The sequence below is a fragment of the Lysobacter yananisis genome (genome assembly GCF_031199375.1).
GTDB lineage: Bacteria > Pseudomonadota > Gammaproteobacteria > Xanthomonadales > Xanthomonadaceae > Lysobacter > Lysobacter yananisis.
This window is the reverse complement of the sequence record NZ_CP133568.1, coordinates 4,427,174-4,442,628: the sequence shown is the minus strand read 5'-3', so window position 1 is coordinate 4,442,628 and position 15,455 is coordinate 4,427,174. Positions and strand designations below refer to the sequence as shown.

10 protein-coding genes are annotated in these 15,455 nt (G+C 70.3%); 1 reads left to right on the top strand and 9 read right to left on the bottom strand.

Annotated features, from left to right (window positions below; translation table 11 throughout):
* Window positions 1–288 precede the first annotated feature (288 nt).
* The 3 genes from gyrA to mtnA form a co-directional block, all read right to left on the bottom strand.
* The gene (gene gyrA, locus RDV84_RS18655; protein ID WP_309151180.1) at window positions 289–3,006 is read right to left on the bottom strand and encodes a DNA gyrase subunit A; all 2,718 of its coding nucleotides are present in this window, start codon (window positions 3,004–3,006) and stop codon (window positions 289–291) included.
* A gap of 401 nt (window positions 3,007–3,407) precedes the next feature.
* Window positions 3,408–3,869 (bottom strand): hypothetical protein, encoded by a 462-nt coding sequence (locus RDV84_RS18650; RefSeq protein ID WP_309151179.1) that lies wholly within the window; start codon window positions 3,867–3,869, stop codon window positions 3,408–3,410.
* Window positions 3,870–3,930: 61 nt separating this feature from the next.
* Window positions 3,931–4,992: an S-methyl-5-thioribose-1-phosphate isomerase gene (gene mtnA / locus RDV84_RS18645; protein ID WP_309151178.1), complete on the bottom strand. Its 1,062-nt coding sequence runs from the start codon at window positions 4,990–4,992 to the stop codon at window positions 3,931–3,933.
* On the opposite strand from mtnA, the gene RDV84_RS26845 reads away from it, so the two are divergent.
* Complete coding sequence (locus RDV84_RS26845) at window positions 4,979–5,239, top strand: DUF6053 domain-containing protein (protein ID WP_425608178.1); 261 nt, start codon at window positions 4,979–4,981, stop codon at window positions 5,237–5,239. The genes mtnA and RDV84_RS26845 overlap by 14 nt on opposite strands.
* On the opposite strand, the gene RDV84_RS18640 is transcribed toward RDV84_RS26845, so the two are convergent.
* The 6 genes from RDV84_RS18640 to smc form a co-directional block, all read right to left on the bottom strand.
* Window positions 5,232–6,005, bottom strand: a complete 774-nt coding sequence (locus RDV84_RS18640) for a DUF3011 domain-containing protein (RefSeq protein WP_309151177.1) — start codon at window positions 6,003–6,005, stop codon at window positions 5,232–5,234. The genes RDV84_RS26845 and RDV84_RS18640 overlap by 8 nt on opposite strands.
* Before the next feature lie 261 nt (window positions 6,006–6,266).
* Window positions 6,267–7,037: a DUF3011 domain-containing protein gene (locus tag RDV84_RS18635; RefSeq protein WP_309151176.1), complete on the bottom strand. Its 771-nt coding sequence runs from the start codon at window positions 7,035–7,037 to the stop codon at window positions 6,267–6,269.
* A gap of 104 nt (window positions 7,038–7,141) precedes the next feature.
* Window positions 7,142–8,137, bottom strand: coding sequence for an EF-P lysine aminoacylase EpmA (epmA, locus tag RDV84_RS18630; RefSeq protein ID WP_309151175.1), 996 nt, complete (start codon window positions 8,135–8,137; stop codon window positions 7,142–7,144).
* Window positions 8,134–10,500 carry an NAD-dependent DNA ligase LigA gene (gene ligA, locus RDV84_RS18625; protein WP_309151174.1) on the bottom strand — a complete coding sequence of 789 codons (2,367 nt, stop codon included), beginning with the start codon at window positions 10,498–10,500 and terminating at the stop codon, window positions 8,134–8,136. The genes epmA and ligA overlap by 4 nt, the downstream gene beginning before the upstream one ends.
* A 287-nt stretch (window positions 10,501–10,787) precedes the next feature.
* The gene (gene zipA / locus RDV84_RS18620) at window positions 10,788–11,558 is read right to left on the bottom strand and encodes a cell division protein ZipA (protein WP_250450092.1); all 771 of its coding nucleotides are present in this window, start codon (window positions 11,556–11,558) and stop codon (window positions 10,788–10,790) included.
* 212 nt (window positions 11,559–11,770) lie between these two features.
* On the bottom strand, window positions 11,771–15,274 hold the full coding sequence (gene smc / locus RDV84_RS18615) for a chromosome segregation protein SMC (RefSeq protein WP_309151173.1): 3,504 nt from the start codon (window positions 15,272–15,274) through the stop codon (window positions 11,771–11,773).
* Window positions 15,275–15,455 lie beyond the last annotated feature (181 nt).

Sequence of the window (15,455 nt, the reverse complement as noted above, 5' to 3'; positions counted from 1 at the left end):
ACGACGAACCAGCCTAGGCGGTTTCGACATGCGATCTCGATGCGTGGTTTCGACTCGCAGTTTCGACACGCGGTCTCAACGAGCCGATCCGGCCGCCGGTCAGACCACCGATTCGGTCGCCGTTTGGCGGACGCCCTCGCGCCGCCGTTGCGGCAGCCGCTGCGGCGCCCGGTTCGGTCGACACCTTTCGCCAGCCGCGCCAGGCGACCCTGGGCGCCGGCCCAAAGAAAACGCCGCCCGAAGGCGGCGTTTTCTCCAACCGGGCGCGGCCGCCGAAGCGGCCGGCGCTCAGTCCTGCGCTGCCGGCGTTTCCGCCGTGCCTTCGCCTGCCGGGCGTTCGCCCGCCGGGTCGGCGACCGGCGCGGCGCTGGCCTCGCCCTCGCCGTCCTCCTCGTCCAGCGAGGCGTCCACGCGCTCGATGGTCTGCAGGGTCTCGCCTTCGGACAGGCGCATCAGGGTCACGCCCTGGGTGTTGCGGCCGACCTGCGAGATCTCCGCCGCACGCGTGCGCACCAGGGTGCCGCCGTCGGAGATCATCAGCACCTCGTGGTGGTCGCTGAGCTGGATCGCGCCGACCAGGGCGCCGTTGCGCTCGTTGGTCTTGAGCGCGATCACGCCCTGGGTGCCGCGGCCCTTGCGCGGGTAGTCGCCGACCGGCGTGCGCTTGCCGTAGCCGCGCTCGCTGGCGGTGAGGATGTCGCCGTCGCCTTCGACCACGACCAGGCTCACCACGTAGGTGCCGCTGTCGTTCGGCGCATCGGTCGCGTCGGCATCGCCCTCGGCCGCCGCCGCGTCCTCGCCCTCGGTTTCCGCCGCCGAGGCCGCGAGCAGGCGCATGCCGCGCACGCCGCTGGCGGTGCGGCCCATCGGCCGCACGGTCGACTCGGCGAAGCGCGCCGCGCGGCCGTTGGAGGCGAACAGCATCACGTCGCACTCGCCGTTGGTCAGGGCCACGTCGACCAGCGCGTCGCTGTCGTCGAGGTTGATCGCGATCTTGCCGCGCGCCAGCTTGAACGCGAACTCGGTCAGCGGAGTCTTCTTGACCCGGCCGTTGCGGGTGGCGAAGAACACGAAGTGGTCCTCGTCGTACTCGCGCACCGGCAGCACCGCCTGCACCTGCTCGCCGGCTTCCAGCGCCAGCCAGTTGATGATCGGGCGGCCGCGCGCGTTCGGGCCGGCTTCGGGCAGCTGGTGCACCGGCAGCCAGAACACCCGGCCGGTGCTGGTGAAGGTCAGCAAGGTGTCGTGGGTGTTGACCAGCCACAACTTGTCGATGAAGTCCTCGTCCTTGGTCGCGGCCGCGTTGCGGCCCTTGCCGCCGCGCTTCTGCGCTCGATACGCGCTGACCGGCTGGCGCTTGGCGTAGCCGGCGTGCGAGAGCGTCACCACCACGTCTTCCGGCGCGATCAGGTCGAGGATGTCGAGGTCTTCCTCGCTGGCGCGGATCTCGCTGCGGCGCTCGTCGCCGAACTCTTCCTTGAGGTTGCGCAGTTCGGTGCGGATCACCTCGAGCAGCACGTCGGGATTTTCCAGGATCTCGATCAGGCCGCGGATCGCCTCGAGCAGCTGGCGGTATTCCTCGGTGAGCTTTTCCTGCTCCAGGCCGGTCAGGCGGTGCAGGCGCATTTCCAGGATCTGGTTGGCCTGGACCTCGGTCAGCTGGTAGCGGCCGTCGTGCAGGCCCACGCCGGCCGGCAGGTCTTCCGGACGCGAGGCCTCGGCGCCGGCGGCCTGCAGCAGCGCGCCGACCAGGCCCGGTTCCCAGGTCTTGGCCAGCATGCGCTCGCGCGCTTCGTTCGGGTTCGCCGAGGTCTTGATCAGCTCGATCATCTCGTCGATGTTGGCGAGCGCGACCGTCAGGCCTTCCAGGATGTGCGCGCGCTGGCGCGCCTTGCGCAGTTCGAAGATCGTGCGGCGGGTCACCACCTCGCGGCGGTGGCGCACGAACGCTTCCAGCACCTGCTTGAGCGTCAGCAGCTGCGGCCGGCCGTCGACCAGGGCGACCATGTTGATGCCGAACACCGACTCCATCTGCGTCTGCTGATAGAGGTTGTTGAGCACCACTTCGGCCGCTTCGCCGCGCTTGACTTCGATGAAGATGCGCATGCCGTCCTTGTCGGACTCGTCGCGCAGCTCGCTGATGCCTTCCAGGCGCTTTTCCTTGACCAGCTCGGCGATCTTCTCGATCAGCCGCGCCTTGTTGACCTGGTACGGGATCTCGGTGACGACGATCGCCTCGCGGCCGGTGTCCTGGTTGACCTCGATCTCGGCGCGCGCGCGCATGCGCACCCGGCCGCGGCCGGTGCGGTAGGCGGCGACGATGCCGGCGGTGCCGTTGATGATGCCCGCGGTCGGGAAGTCCGGGCCCGGGATGTAGGCCATCAGCCCGTCGACGTCGATCTCAGGCTCGTCGATCAGGGCGATCACCGCGTTGACGACCTCGGTGAGGTTGTGCGGCGGGATGTTGGTCGCCATGCCGACCGCGATGCCAGCCGAACCGTTGACCAGCAGGTGCGGCACCCGCGTGGGCAGCACCGTCGGCTCGAGTTCCTTCTCGTCGTAGTTGGGCTGGAAATCGACGGTTTCCTTGTCGATGTCGGCGAGCAGTTCGTGGGTCAGGCGCGTCATGCGCGCCTCGGTGTATCGCATCGCCGCGGCGTCGTCGCCGTCGACCGAGCCGAAGTTGCCCTGGCCGTCGACCAGCAGGTAGCGCAGCGAGAACGGCTGGGCCATGCGCACCAGGGTGTCGTACACCGACTGGTCGCCGTGCGGGTGGTACTTACCGATGACGTCGCCGACGATGCGCGCGGACTTGACGTGCGGCTTGTTGGCGTGGGTGCCGAGCTCGTTCATCGCGTACAGGACGCGGCGGTGCACAGGCTTGAGGCCGTCGCGGACGTCGGGGAGCGCGCGCCCCACGATCACGCTCATCGCGTAATCGAGGTAGCTGCGGCGCATCTCGTCCTCGAGATTGACCTGGATGATTTCCTTGGCGAGTTCGGCCATCAGGGTTCCGTTGCTGCGTACAGTGATTCGGACGCCCCCGCGCGAACGGGGCCGCCGTTCCCGCGGGAACGACGACAGAACCGACACGACAAACCTACCGGAAACACGAGCCCGGCGGGCCTGTCCTGCAGCTCGCTAGGGGCGGCATCAAAGAGACACGCGACTATAGCACAAAACCGCTTTCGCATGGGCCCGATTCCCACGCAGAAACAAGCACTTGGCGAAGTTTTTCAGCTGCGCTGCAACATCCGCGGCGGGCCTTGCGCGCGCGCGGCCCGCGGCGTCCGCCGCGGGCGCGGCAAAAGCCGCTTTCCGATCCCGATCGCGCGCCCTCGCCCGCTGTCGCGACCCGCTCCCGCGGCGCCCGCGCGCGGCGCGTCCAGGCGCCCGGGGAAAGGGGCTCAGGTGTCGTAGTCGCCGCTATCCCAGGGCTCAAAGAAGGCCATGTAATCGCCCGGCTGCAGGCTGATCGAGAGCGGCTCGCCCTCGTCTTCCGGCCAGTTCGGGATCAGGCCGAACTCGACGCCGAAGCGCGTCAGCGCGAACGGCGCGATCTCGATGCGGTCGAATTCGATCTCGCCGAGCTCGGCCAGGCGCTGCTCGTAGACCCGGTTGCGCGCCTCGCGGTCCATCCCCGCGCGCGGCCCGAACTCGTCGATGCGCGCCTCCAACAGCGCGCCGGCGGCGTCGAACAGGTACAGCGCGACGAACTCGTTGCCGGCCGCGCCCTGCAGCGCGCCGGCGAAGGGCGTGGTCAGGAAGAACTGGCGTCCGTCGGCGAGCCGGCCGACGTGTTCGGCGTGGTAGTCGTCGTGATCGATCGCGATCAGCGCGGGCAGCTGCAGCTCGGGGTGGTCGGGCATCGTCCTGCTCCTTGGAAACGCAGAGCTGGCGCGCGTCCGGCGCGCCGTCGGCGCGCGGGCATCAGCCGGCGGAAAACGCCTCGCGCATCGCCGCCGCATCCGGGCGTTCGATCACCCCGCGCTCGGTGACGATGGCGTCGATCAATTCGTGCGGGGTCACGTCGAACACCGGATTCCAGGCCCCGACCCGCTCGGCCGCGGTGCGCGCGCCGCCGACGGCGAACAGTTCGGCCGGGTCGCGTTCCTCGATCTCGATCAGCTCGCCGGAGGCGGTGGCCATGTCCACGGTCGAGGACGGCGCCACCACCATGAACTTGACCCCGTGGTGGCGCGCGGCGATGGCGAGCTGGTAAGTGCCGATCTTGTTGGCGGTGTCGCCGTTGGCGCAGATGCGGTCGGCGCCGACGATCACCCAACCCACCTGCCCGCTCTTCATCAAGTGCGAGGCGGCCGAATCGGCGATCAGGGTCGGGGCGATGCCGTCCTGCTCCAGTTCCCACACGGTCAGGCGCGCGCCCTGCAGCCACGGCCGGGTCTCGCCGGCGAACACGCGCTCGATCCGGCCCTGGGCGACGCCGGCGCGGATCACGCCGAGCGCGGTGCCGAAGCCGGCGGTGGCCAGCGAGCCGGTGTTGCAGTGGGTCAGCACGCCGCGGCCGGGTTCGATCAGGGCCGCGCCGAGCGCGCCCATGCGGCGGTTGGCGGCCAGGTCTTCCTCGGCGATGGCCTGGGCCTCGCGTTCCAGCACCTCGCGCCAATCGGCGCCGGCCCCGTCCAGCGCGCGGCGCATGCGCGCCAGCGCCCAGGCCAGGTTGACCGCTGTCGGGCGCGCGGCATTGAGCCGCTGCAGCGCCGGCTCGATCGCCGCCAGCGCCTGCGCGCCGTCGGCCGCCTCGACCGCGCGCGCGGCCAACACCGCGCCCCAGGCCGCGGCGATGCCGATGGCCGGGGCGCCGCGCACGGTCAGCGCGTGGATCGCCGCGGCGACTTCGTCGCTGTCGGCGCAACTCACGTACTCCACCGCGAACGGCAGCTTGCGCTGGTCGAGCAACTCCAGGGCCTGCCCAGTCCAGCGGATCGGGCGGATGCGGTCGTAGCGGTCGAAATCGATGGCGTCGTTCATGGTGGCAAGTTTAGCGGATGCGTGTGTCGGTCTCGAAACTTCGGGCGTTGCCGCCGTCTGGAACAACAGCGTCGGGCCTGAAGGCCCTCCCACAAGAGCGACGGCCCGGCGCTGGGCCGGGCTTTTGTGGGAGGGCCTTCAGGCCCGACGCCGTTCGATCCGATACGAGAATCCCCCAATGAACACGCCCCGGCCTTGCAGCCGGGGCGTTGTCTGGATCGATTCGTTCCGCGCGCCGATCAGTTGACCTGGAACCGCCCGCGGCAACCGTTGGACACCCACACGCCGTTGCGGTCCCAGCCCCAGGTCTGGCCCTCGATGCACGGCGAACCCGAGCTCTGGCGGATCAGTCGCGCGTCGCGACGGATGGTCACGTTGCAGCGCTGCTGGCGGTTGTTGTTGGAATCGCAGCTGATTTCCTGGCCGCGGCCCCAGCCGCCGCCGTTGTTGCCGTTCCAGCCGCCGTTGCCGTTGCCGCCCCAGCCGCCGCGGCCGGCCACGAACTCGGCGCGGCAGCCGTTGCTGACCCACACCTCGCCCTGGCGCGAGCCCCAGCTCTGGCCCTCGATGCACGAGGAGCTCGACAGCTGGCGCTGCAGGCGCGCGCGGTTGCCGTTGATCGGGCAGGTGCGCATGCGGCCGCCGTCGGATTCGCAGCGCACCACGTCGCCGCCGCTGCCGCCGTTCCAACCGCCGTTGTTGCCGCCGCCCCAACCGCCGCCGCGGCCCAGATCGAACTCGGCGCGGCAGCCCTCGGACACCCACACGCCGTTGCGGTCGTAGCCCCAGCTGCGGCCCTGGATGCACGAGGAGCTCGACAGCTGGCGCGACAGGCGCACGCCGCCGCGGGTGTCGGCGTTGCAGCGGCGGTAGCGGCCGCTGTCGGATTCGCAACGGATCGAACCGCCGTCGCCACCGTAGTCGTTGTATTGCGGCGCGGCCTGGGCAGCGCCCGCGGCGCCCAGGCCGAGGGCGAGGGTCAGGCCGGCGGTGGAAAGCATGCGTGCGGACATGTTCGGGCTCCTTGTCGTGATCGGTTTTGCGGAGGACTCTAGCGTTGCCCGCTTAACGCCAGTTCAAGATTTCGCGTCGCGGACGAAGTCGACTGCGAATGCCCAAGAAGCATTCATCGCGTGCTTATTGTTAAACGATTACATGCGACCGCCTCCGCCGTTTGTCGCATGACTTACGACCTATCGACAGTCGCCGCGCAGCAACCGATCCGGCCCCATTGCGCAGACTTGCGCGCGCGGCGGACTCGCGCAGCCGCCGGATCAGCCGCCGCCGTTGCCGCGATAGTCCAGCTCGAACTCGGCGCGGCAACCGCCTTCGACCCACACGCCATGCGCATCGAAGCCCCAGCTGCGGCCTTCCACGCATTCGGTCTTGGACAATTGCTTGACCATGCGCACACCCGAGCCGGTGTCGCCATCGCAGCGGCGCGCGCGGCGGTCGAGGGATTCGCACTTGATCAGCTTGCGGCCGTCGTCGGTCGCCGCCGCCGCCGCGGGTTGGTCCTCGGGCTGCGCGCCGAGCAGGCGGAATTCGCCGCGGCAACCGCCGGCGACCCACACGCCGCTGCGGTCGGTACCCCAGGTCTGGTTGCGCAGGCAGGGTTGCTTGGACAGTTGCTGGGCCAGGGCCACGCCGTCCTCGCTGCGCGCCGGGCAATGGTTCCAGCGCCCGCCGAGCGACTCACACTTGATCACGCGCGCGCCGCGGGTGCTGTCGGCGCCGCTGCCGCCGCGACCGAGCAGGAAATCGGCCGCGCAACCTTGCGCCACCCACACGCCGCCGCGATCGGCGCCCCAACTGGTGCCTTCCACGCAAGGCTTGCCCGAAGTGCGCCGGACCAGACGCACGCCGCCGCGGGTATCGGCCGGGCAACGCACGGTCTCCTCGCTTTCGGAAGCGCAACGCAACAGGTTGCCGCCGTACAGCCGCTCGCCCGCGGGCTCGGCCGTTGCCGGCACCGCGAAGGCCGCGCTGGCGCCCGCCGCAGCGGTCAACGCGCACAGGCGAATCGCGGCTTTCAGACTACCCATGCATGGCCCCCTGCGACTGGTGCCATCACTCTAACCGCGAACCGTGAACTTGCAACGAAAAACCCCCACCCGGCCGATCCAGGCAGGCGCAGCGTTCACTGCGGTCAAGCGAGCGTGAAGTCGAACGCCAGCACGTCGGCGATGCGCGCGGTATCGAGCATCACCATCAGCAGCCGATCCATGCCCAGGGCGACGCCGGCGCAATCGGGAAAACCGGACGCGAGCGCCGCCAGCAAGGCCTCGTCGCGCGGCGGCGACGCGGCGCCGCGCTGCGCGCGCACGCCGCGATCGCGATCGAAACGCGCGCCCTGCTCGGCCGCATCGGCCAGCTCGTGATAGCCGTTGGCCAACTCCAGCGATCCCAGATACAACTCGAAGCGCTCGGCCACGGCGAAGCCGTCGCCGTCCTGGCGCACCCGCGCCAACGCGCATTGCGAGGCCGGGTAATCGCGCACGGCGAGCATCTCGTCGCGGCCGAACTGCGGCTGCAGGCGATGGGTCATCAACAGGTCGAGCCAGTCGTCGCGGTTCAACCCGTCCGGATCGATCACCACGTCGCCGAGCGCGGCGCGCAGTTGCGCCTCGTCGGCGGTGAACGGATCCAGGCCGAGGCGCTCGCGATACAAGTCGCGATACGCGACCTCGCGCAGCGACGCCTCGCGCCCGACCAGGGCCAGCGCCGCGCGCACCAGCGCGGCGGTTTCGCCGATCAGGCGGCGATGGTCCCAGCCGAGCCGATACCATTCGAGCATGGTGAATTCGGGGTTGTGGCGGCCGCCGGCCTCGCCGTCGCGGAACACCCGGCCGAGTTCGTAGCAATCGCCGAAACCGGCGGCGATCAGGCGCTTGAGCGGGAACTCCGGCGAGGTGCGCAGCCAGCGCGTGCGCGGCGCGCCGTCGGTGCGTCCGCTGAATTCCAGTGCGAACGAAGCGATGTTCGGGTCGGTGTTGCCGGCGCGCGACAGCACCGGGGTTTCCACCTCGGTCGCGCCGCGCTCGGCGAAGAACGCGCGCACCGATGCGTTCAGGCGCGCGCGCAGGCGCAGCGCTTCGAATCCGGCCGACGGCCGCCAGCCCGCATCCGCCGTCGCCGCGCTCATTCGTGTTCGGCCAGGAACGCCAGCAGCTTCGCCTCGTCCCACACCTCGACGCCGAGTTCCTGCGCCTTGGCCAGCTTGGAACCGGCATCGCTGCCGGCGACGACGAAACCGGTCTTCTTGGACACGCTGCCGGAGACCTTGGCGCCGAGCTTTTCCAGGCGCTCCTTGGCTTCGTCGCGGCTCATCGCGTCCAGGCCGCCGGTCAGCACCGCGGTCTTGCCGTCCAGCGGCCCGCCCGCCGCGGGCGCGGCCGACGCCGCCGGCGTCAGCGCGTCCAGCCGCGCCAGCGCCTCGCCGACCCGGGTCAGCAACTGCGCGTTCTCGTCCACGCTCAACCACGAGGCCAGCGCCTGCGCGCTTTCCGCCGGCAGGCCCGCGGTGACGTAGGCGTGCTCCGGCGCGTCGAGCAGTTTCTGCGCGTCGTCGAACGCGGCGGCGAGTTGGTCGGCGCGGATCTTGGTGACCTTGGGAATCTCCATGTCGACCAGCAGCGTCGCAAGATTGAGGCCGTCGCGCAGCTTGGCCGAAGGCGGATGCGGCTCGCCGGCGCGCACGCCGCGCGCGAGCAGGTCGTCGATCACCTGCTGGTTGCCGGGCTGGTCGAAAAAGTGGCCGAGCGCGCGCGCGACTTCGCCGCCGACGTCGGGCAGGCGCTTGAACACCGGCCACGGCAGGCGCCGGATCAGCGCCAGGTCGCCCAGCCACGCCGACAGCGCCTTGGCCGTGCTTTCGCCGACGTGCTGGATGCCGAGCGCGAACAGGAACCGCTCCAGCGTGGTGTCGCGGCTGCGGTCGATGGCCTCGATCAGGTTCTCGGCCCATTTGGTCGCGACCTTGCCGGCCTTGACCGTTTCGGGGGTGGTGCCGTCGCGCTCGTCGGCGCGGCGCTTCATTTCCAGCAGATCGTCGAGTGCGAGCTTGTACAGGTCGGCGACCGACTGCACATAGCCCAGGTCCGACAGGTCCTCGATGTAGCGATCGCCCAGGCCTTCGATGTCCATCGCCCGGCGCGAGGCGAAGTGGCCGACCGCCTGCTTGCGCTGCGCGGCGCAGGTGAGGCCGCCGGAGCAGCGCCACACCACCCCGTCCTCTTCGCGCAGGATCTCCGAGCCGCACACCGGGCAGCGCTCGGGCATGCGCCACTGCGGCGCGTCGGGCGCGCGGTACTCGGGCACCACCCGCGCCACTTCGGGAATCACGTCGCCGGCGCGGCGCACGATCACCGTATCGCCGATGCGCACGTCCAGGCGCGAGATCTGGTCGGCGTTGTGCAGGGTCGCGTTGGTGACCACCACGCCGGCCACCTGCACCGGCTTGAGCCGCGCCACCGGCGTGGCCGCGCCGGTGCGGCCGATCTGGATGTCGATGCCTTCCAGCACCGTGGTCTGCTCCTGCGCCGGGAACTTGTGCGCGATCGCCCAACGCGGCGCGCGCGAGACGAAGCCCATCTCGCGCTGGCCGGCGTAGTCGTCGAGCTTGTAGACCACGCCGTCGATGTCGAACGGCAGCGAATCGCGCTTGGCGCCCATCTGGCGGTAGTAGCCGAGCAGGCCGTCGGTGCCGGCGACCACGCCGCTTTCGGCGCTGACCGGGAAGCCCCACTCGCGCAGTCGCTTCAGCGTGGCCGAGTGGCTGGCCGGCAACGCGTAATCCTCGGCGACCACGCCGACGGCGTAGGCGTAGAACGCCAACGGCCGCTGTGCGGTGATGCGCGGATCGAGCTGGCGCAGCGAGCCGGCCGCGCCGTTGCGCGGATTGGCCAGGACCTTGCCGCCCTCGGCGATGGCCTTCTCGTTGTAGGCCTTGAACGCGGCCAGCGGCATGTACACCTCGCCGCGCACTTCCAGCAGCGCCGGCCAGTCGCCGCCGCGCAGCTTCATCGGAATGGCCTTGACCGTGCGCAGGTTGGCGGTGACGTCCTCGCCGGTGGCGCCGTCGCCGCGGGTCGCGCCCTGGACGAAGGCGCCGTGCTCGTAGCGCAGGCTGATCGCCAGGCCGTCGAGCTTGGGTTCGACCGAGAACTCGGGATCGTCGCGGTCCAGCCGCTCGGCGATCCGGCGCACGAAGTCGGCGACCTCCTCGTCGCTGAAGGCGTTGCCCAGCGACAGCATCGGCACCGCGTGGCGGACCTGCGCGAACTGGCCCGAGGGCGAGCTGCCCACGCGCTGGGTCGGCGAATCGGTCGAGGCCAGCGCCGGATGCGCGGCCTCTAGCGCCTCGAGTTCGCGCAGCAGGCGGTCGTAGTCGGCGTCGGCCAGGGTCGGGTCGTCGAGGACGTAGTAGCGGTAGTTGGCGTCTTCGAGCTGGGCGCGCAGTTCGGCGGCGCGCTGCGCGGCTTGGTCCGCGGTGTTGTTCGGGGTCACGGGTCGGCGTCCTGGCGCGGCGATGGCGGCATTTTGAACGGGAATCGCACAATTGTGGATGATCGAAGTCGCCCGTGATGCGATGTCGCGGCCTGGAGCCCCTGTAGGAGCGGCGCGAGCCGCGACTGCGCCAACCCGATTACGGCGCAAGCCGGAAGCCCGATGCTCGGCCAGGACGGCGATGGCGAAGATTCGACGTGGTTGCGTTGGCGCAGTCGCGGCTCGCGCCGCTCCTACAAAGGGCTACGGCCAGAACGACGACGCCCCGCCGAAGCGGGGCGTCAGGCTCACCAACGCGTCGGCTTGCTCAGCGGCGGCGCTTCGCGCTGGCGGTCGTAGGCGCGCAACTCGTCGCGCAAGTGGGCGATGCGCTGGCGGCCCAGGGCGTTGCGCTGTTCGTCCAGGACCACCGCGTCGAGCAGTTCGGCCATGCGCTGGGCGGTCGGCAGCATGGTTTCCCAGGCGTCGAGCGCCGGCACCGGCGCCGGCAGGGTCAGGAAGAACGCGATCGCCGGGGTCTCCAGCGCCTGGATCTGGGCCATGTCGAAGCTGCCGGGCTTCATGATGTTGGCCACGCTGAACACCGGGCCGCGCTCGGGATGGCCCTCGACCAGGCGGTGGTAGACGCCCATGTGGCCGTAGACCAGGCCGGCCTTCTCGGCCGCGACCACGATGTCCGGGCCGTGCAGCTTCTGGCCCGCGCGCGCGGCCAGGTACAGGGTCACGATCTTGTCGAACTCGTCGCTGACGCGCCGGCCCAGCTCGCTGGTTGCGGCGTTGGCGCCGCCTTCCAGGGTGCGGTCGAACAGCTCCAGTTCGGCCTGGCTGGTGGCCTCGCCGACCGGCTGGCCGCCCGCGCCCAGTTCGTTCTCGATCTGCTCGCCCAGGCTCGGCTCCTGGCGCGCCGCCGGCTTGCGCTCGCCGCCGCGCGCCTCGTCCTCGCGGGCGATGCGCTTGCCTTGGCCGCTCTTGCGCGGTCGGCCGAAGAACACGATCGCGACGATCAGGATCAGGCCGGCGATCAGGATGCCGATCCTCATCAGGGTCACGTCGGACATTCGGTTGCTCCTTTTGGTGCTGGAAATCGGAAGTGGGGAATCGGGAATCGTCGGAGCGCGATGCGGTCGTTCGATTCTCTAGTCGGCGTTCCGATCCTGGGTTGATCTTGTACGGGAATCGCGAATCGAGAGATAGAGAATCGTTAAGACGCGTCGGTGCCGCTCGAACGACTCGCGATTCTCCATGCCCGGTGCCGGCGAGCGCGGCGAACTTACGCGGCGCCGGCCAGGCGCGTCGCCTCGGCCAGGTCGACCGACACCAGCCGGCTCACGCCCGGCTCGCGCATGGTCACGCCCGACAGCTGCTGCGCGGCTTCCATCGTCGCCTTGTTGTGGCTCACGAACAGGAACTGTACCTGCTCGCTCATCTCGCTGACCATCGCGGTGAAGCGGCCGACGTTGGCTTCGTCGAGCGGCGCGTCGACCTCGTCGAGCAGGCAGAACGGCGCCGGGTTCAAGCGGAAGATCGCGAACACCAGCGCCACCGCGGTCATCGCCTTCTCGCCGCCGGACAGCAGCGAGATGTTGGACACGCGCTTGCCCGGCGGCCGCGCCATGATCGCCACGCCGGTGTCGAGCAGGTCCTCGCCGGTGAGTTCCAGATAGGCGTGGCCGCCGCCGAACAGGCGCGGGTACAACTCCTGCACGCCGGAATTGACCCGGTCGAAGGTGTCCTTGAAACGGCCGCGGGTCTCGCGGTCGATCTTGCGGATCGCCTCTTCCAGGGTCTCCAGCGCGGTGGTCAGGTCGGTGTTCTGCGCGTCGAGGTAATCCTTGCGCTGCGCGGCCTCGGCGTGCTCGGCGATCGCCGCCAGGTTGACCGGTTCGAGCCGGCGCAGCTTGTTGTCGAGGTCGGCGACGGCGCGTTCCCAGGTCTGCGGATCGGCGTCTTCCTCGAGCGCGTTGACCACGTCCTGCAGCACCGCGCCGGCTTCGGCGATGGCTTCGGTCAGGGTCTCGGCCTTGAGCACCAGCGCCTGCTGTTCCAGCCGCCGCTGGCCGATGGCCTCGCGCTGTTGCAGCGCCTGTTCGTCGCGCTGCTGGCGGGTCTGCTCGAACTTGCGCAGGTCGTTGTCGATCCCGTCCAGCGCGCTGCGCGCGCCGGTCAGGTCCTGCTCGGCGATCACCCGCTGCTCCAGCGCGACTTGGCGCTGCTGTTCGAGGTCCTGCACCGGCTGGTCGCCGTCGCTGAGCTGGGCGGTGAGTTCGCCCAGGCGGGTGTCGAGCTGGCCGCGCTGGCCGCCCATGCGCTGCAGGGTCTGGGCCAGGCCGGCGATCTGCGCGCGCTGGGTTTCCAGGCTCAGCACCAGGGCGTGGGACGCGTCGCGCGACTCGCGCGCCATGGTCCGCGCCGAATCGCGCGCCTCGAACAGGCGGCTGCGCTCGGCCTCCAGGCGCTGGCGCTGGTCTTCCAGCTCGCCCATGCGCTCCACCGCCGTTTCCTGGCGCAGGCGCGCCTCGCGCGCCTGTTCGTTGCCGGCGTCGAGCGCGATCAGCAGTTGTTCCAGGTCGGCGTCGATCCTGTCGATGCGGTTGCGCGCCTGATCGAGCCGGCCCTGGTGGCTCTGCAACTGGCCGGCCAGCTCGGACACGCTGCGGTGGGCCATGTACAGCGAGCGCTGCGCGTCTTCGCGGTGCTGCTCGGCGGCCAGGGCGCGGTCGCGCAACTGGATCTGGGCCTGCTCGAGTTCGCGCTCGCGCTCCTGCAGCTCTTCGATCTGCGCGCGCAGGGTCTGGATCTCGCGCTCGCGCAGCAAGGCGCCCTGCTTGGCCGCGCCGGAGCGCAGCACCCGCAGCCAGCCGGCGCCGAGGCGCTCGCCGTTGCGGGTGATGACGGTGTCCTCGGGGCCCAGTTGCGCGACCAGCGCGCGCGCCGCGGCGAGGTCGTCGGCACCGTGCAGGCGCGCGAGCAGGCGCCGGATCGCGGCCGGACCCTGCACCTTCGACGCCAGCGAGGTCGGCGCATAGGTCGCGCCGTCGCGTTCGGGCGAGACCAGCGTCAGGCGGCCCTCACCGAGTTCGCCGATGGCGTCGACCAGCGCTTCGGGCGCCTCCACCAGCACGCCCTCGATGAGCTGGCCGAGCGCGCTTTCCACCGCGTTCTCCCAGCCCGCCTCCACGCTCAACGCTTCGCCGACGCGCTGGGCCGAATCCAGCCCGCGCGCCTTGAGCCAGCTCAGCGCCGCGCCCTGCTCCTGGCCGAGCGCGGCGTGTTGCAGGGTTTCCAGCGACGACAGGCGGCCGCGCGAGGTTTGCGCCTGCTTGCGCACCTCGGCCAGCTGGTTCTGGGTCGAACGCTGCTGTTCCTGCAGGTCGGCGAGCGAGCCCTTACGGTTTTCCAGTTCTTCGGTGAGGCTGTCCAGCGATTCCTTCTGCAGGTCGTGCTGGCTCTGCAATTGTTCGAACGCCGCGGCCAGGGCGGCGACGTCGAGGCCGGAGCGCTCGCTCGCCAGCGCTTCGCGGCGGCGGTCGGCGTCGAGGGTCTGGCGGTCCAGGCCTTCGATCCGGGTACGCTCGACTTCGGCCGCGCGCGCGGCTTCGGACTGCTCGCGGCTGTGGCCGTCCCAGCGCTGCTGCCAGTCCTGCAGCTTGGCCTCGGCGTCGCGCAGCGCGTCCTGGCGGGCTTCGTCGTCTTCGCGCAGCGCCTCCAGGCGCGGCTCGGCGTCGGCGACCGCGGCCATCAGCACGTCCAGGCGCGCCTGGTCGCTGCCGATGTGCTCGCCGATCTCCTCCAACTGCGCCAGCGCCTCCTCGCGCGCCTTGCGCAGGCGCCCGGACAGGTCGCGCTGGTGCTGGATCTGCTGTTCGATCCGCGCCAGCGCGCCGCCGACTTCGTAGCTGGCGGCCTGCGCCTTGTTCAAGGCCTCGGCCGCTTCCTCGCGGCGCACCCGCCCGGTTTCCAGTTCGCGCTCGGCCTCGCGCTGTTCGGCGATGAGCTGCTGCAGGCGGGTTTCCTGCTGCGAGAGTTTCTCGCGCTGGGCCTGCAACTTCTGATCGAGGGCGCGGTATTCCAGCGCCTTCCACTCCACGTCCTTGACCTTGCGCTCGGCCTGGATCGCCTGGTACTGCTCGGCCTGGCGCGCCTGCCGGCGCAAGTGTTCGAGCTGCTTGCCGACTTCCTCGCGCAGGTCGTTCAAGCGGTCGAGGTTCTCGCGGGTGTGGCGGATGCGGGTCTCGGTTTCCTTGCGCCGTTCCTTGTACTTGGAGATGCCGGCGGCTTCTTCCAGGTAGACGCGCAGTTCCTCGGGCTTGGCCTCGATGACCTGCGAAATCATGCCCTGCTCGATGATCGAGTAGCTGCGCGGCCCCAGGCCGGTGCCGAGGAACAGGTCGGTGATGTCGCGGCGGCGGCACTTGGCGCCGTTGAGGTAGTACTGGTTGACGCTGTCGCGACTGACCGTGCGCTTGACCGAAATCTCGTTGAACGCGCCGTACTCGCCGGTGATGGTGTGGTCGGAGTTGTCGAAGATCAGTTCGACCATCGCTTGCGACACCGGCTTGCGCGCCGAGGAACCGGCGAAGATCACGTCGGTCAGCGAGTCGCCGCGCAGCCGGCTGGCCGAGCTCTCGCCCATCACCCAGCGCACCGCGTCGATGATGTTCGACTTGCCGCAGCCGTTGGGACCGACGACGCCGGTCATGTTGGTGGGCAGGTGCAGCGTGGTCGGGTCGACGAAGGACTTGAAACCGGACAGCTTGATCGTGGACAGACGCATGCGGCGTTGGGGCCTCTGGACGGCGGACGCGGCCGTGGAAATTAGGTTAGGCAGTGCGGGCAAGCGATTGAATCTGCTGGGCCCGGCGCAGCGTTTGGCCGCGCCTGCCTGGGAGTATAGCGGGCCGGGGCCGAGCCCGCCGTGGACGCCTGGCCCGGGCCGCGGCCGCGCTTCGCGTTCA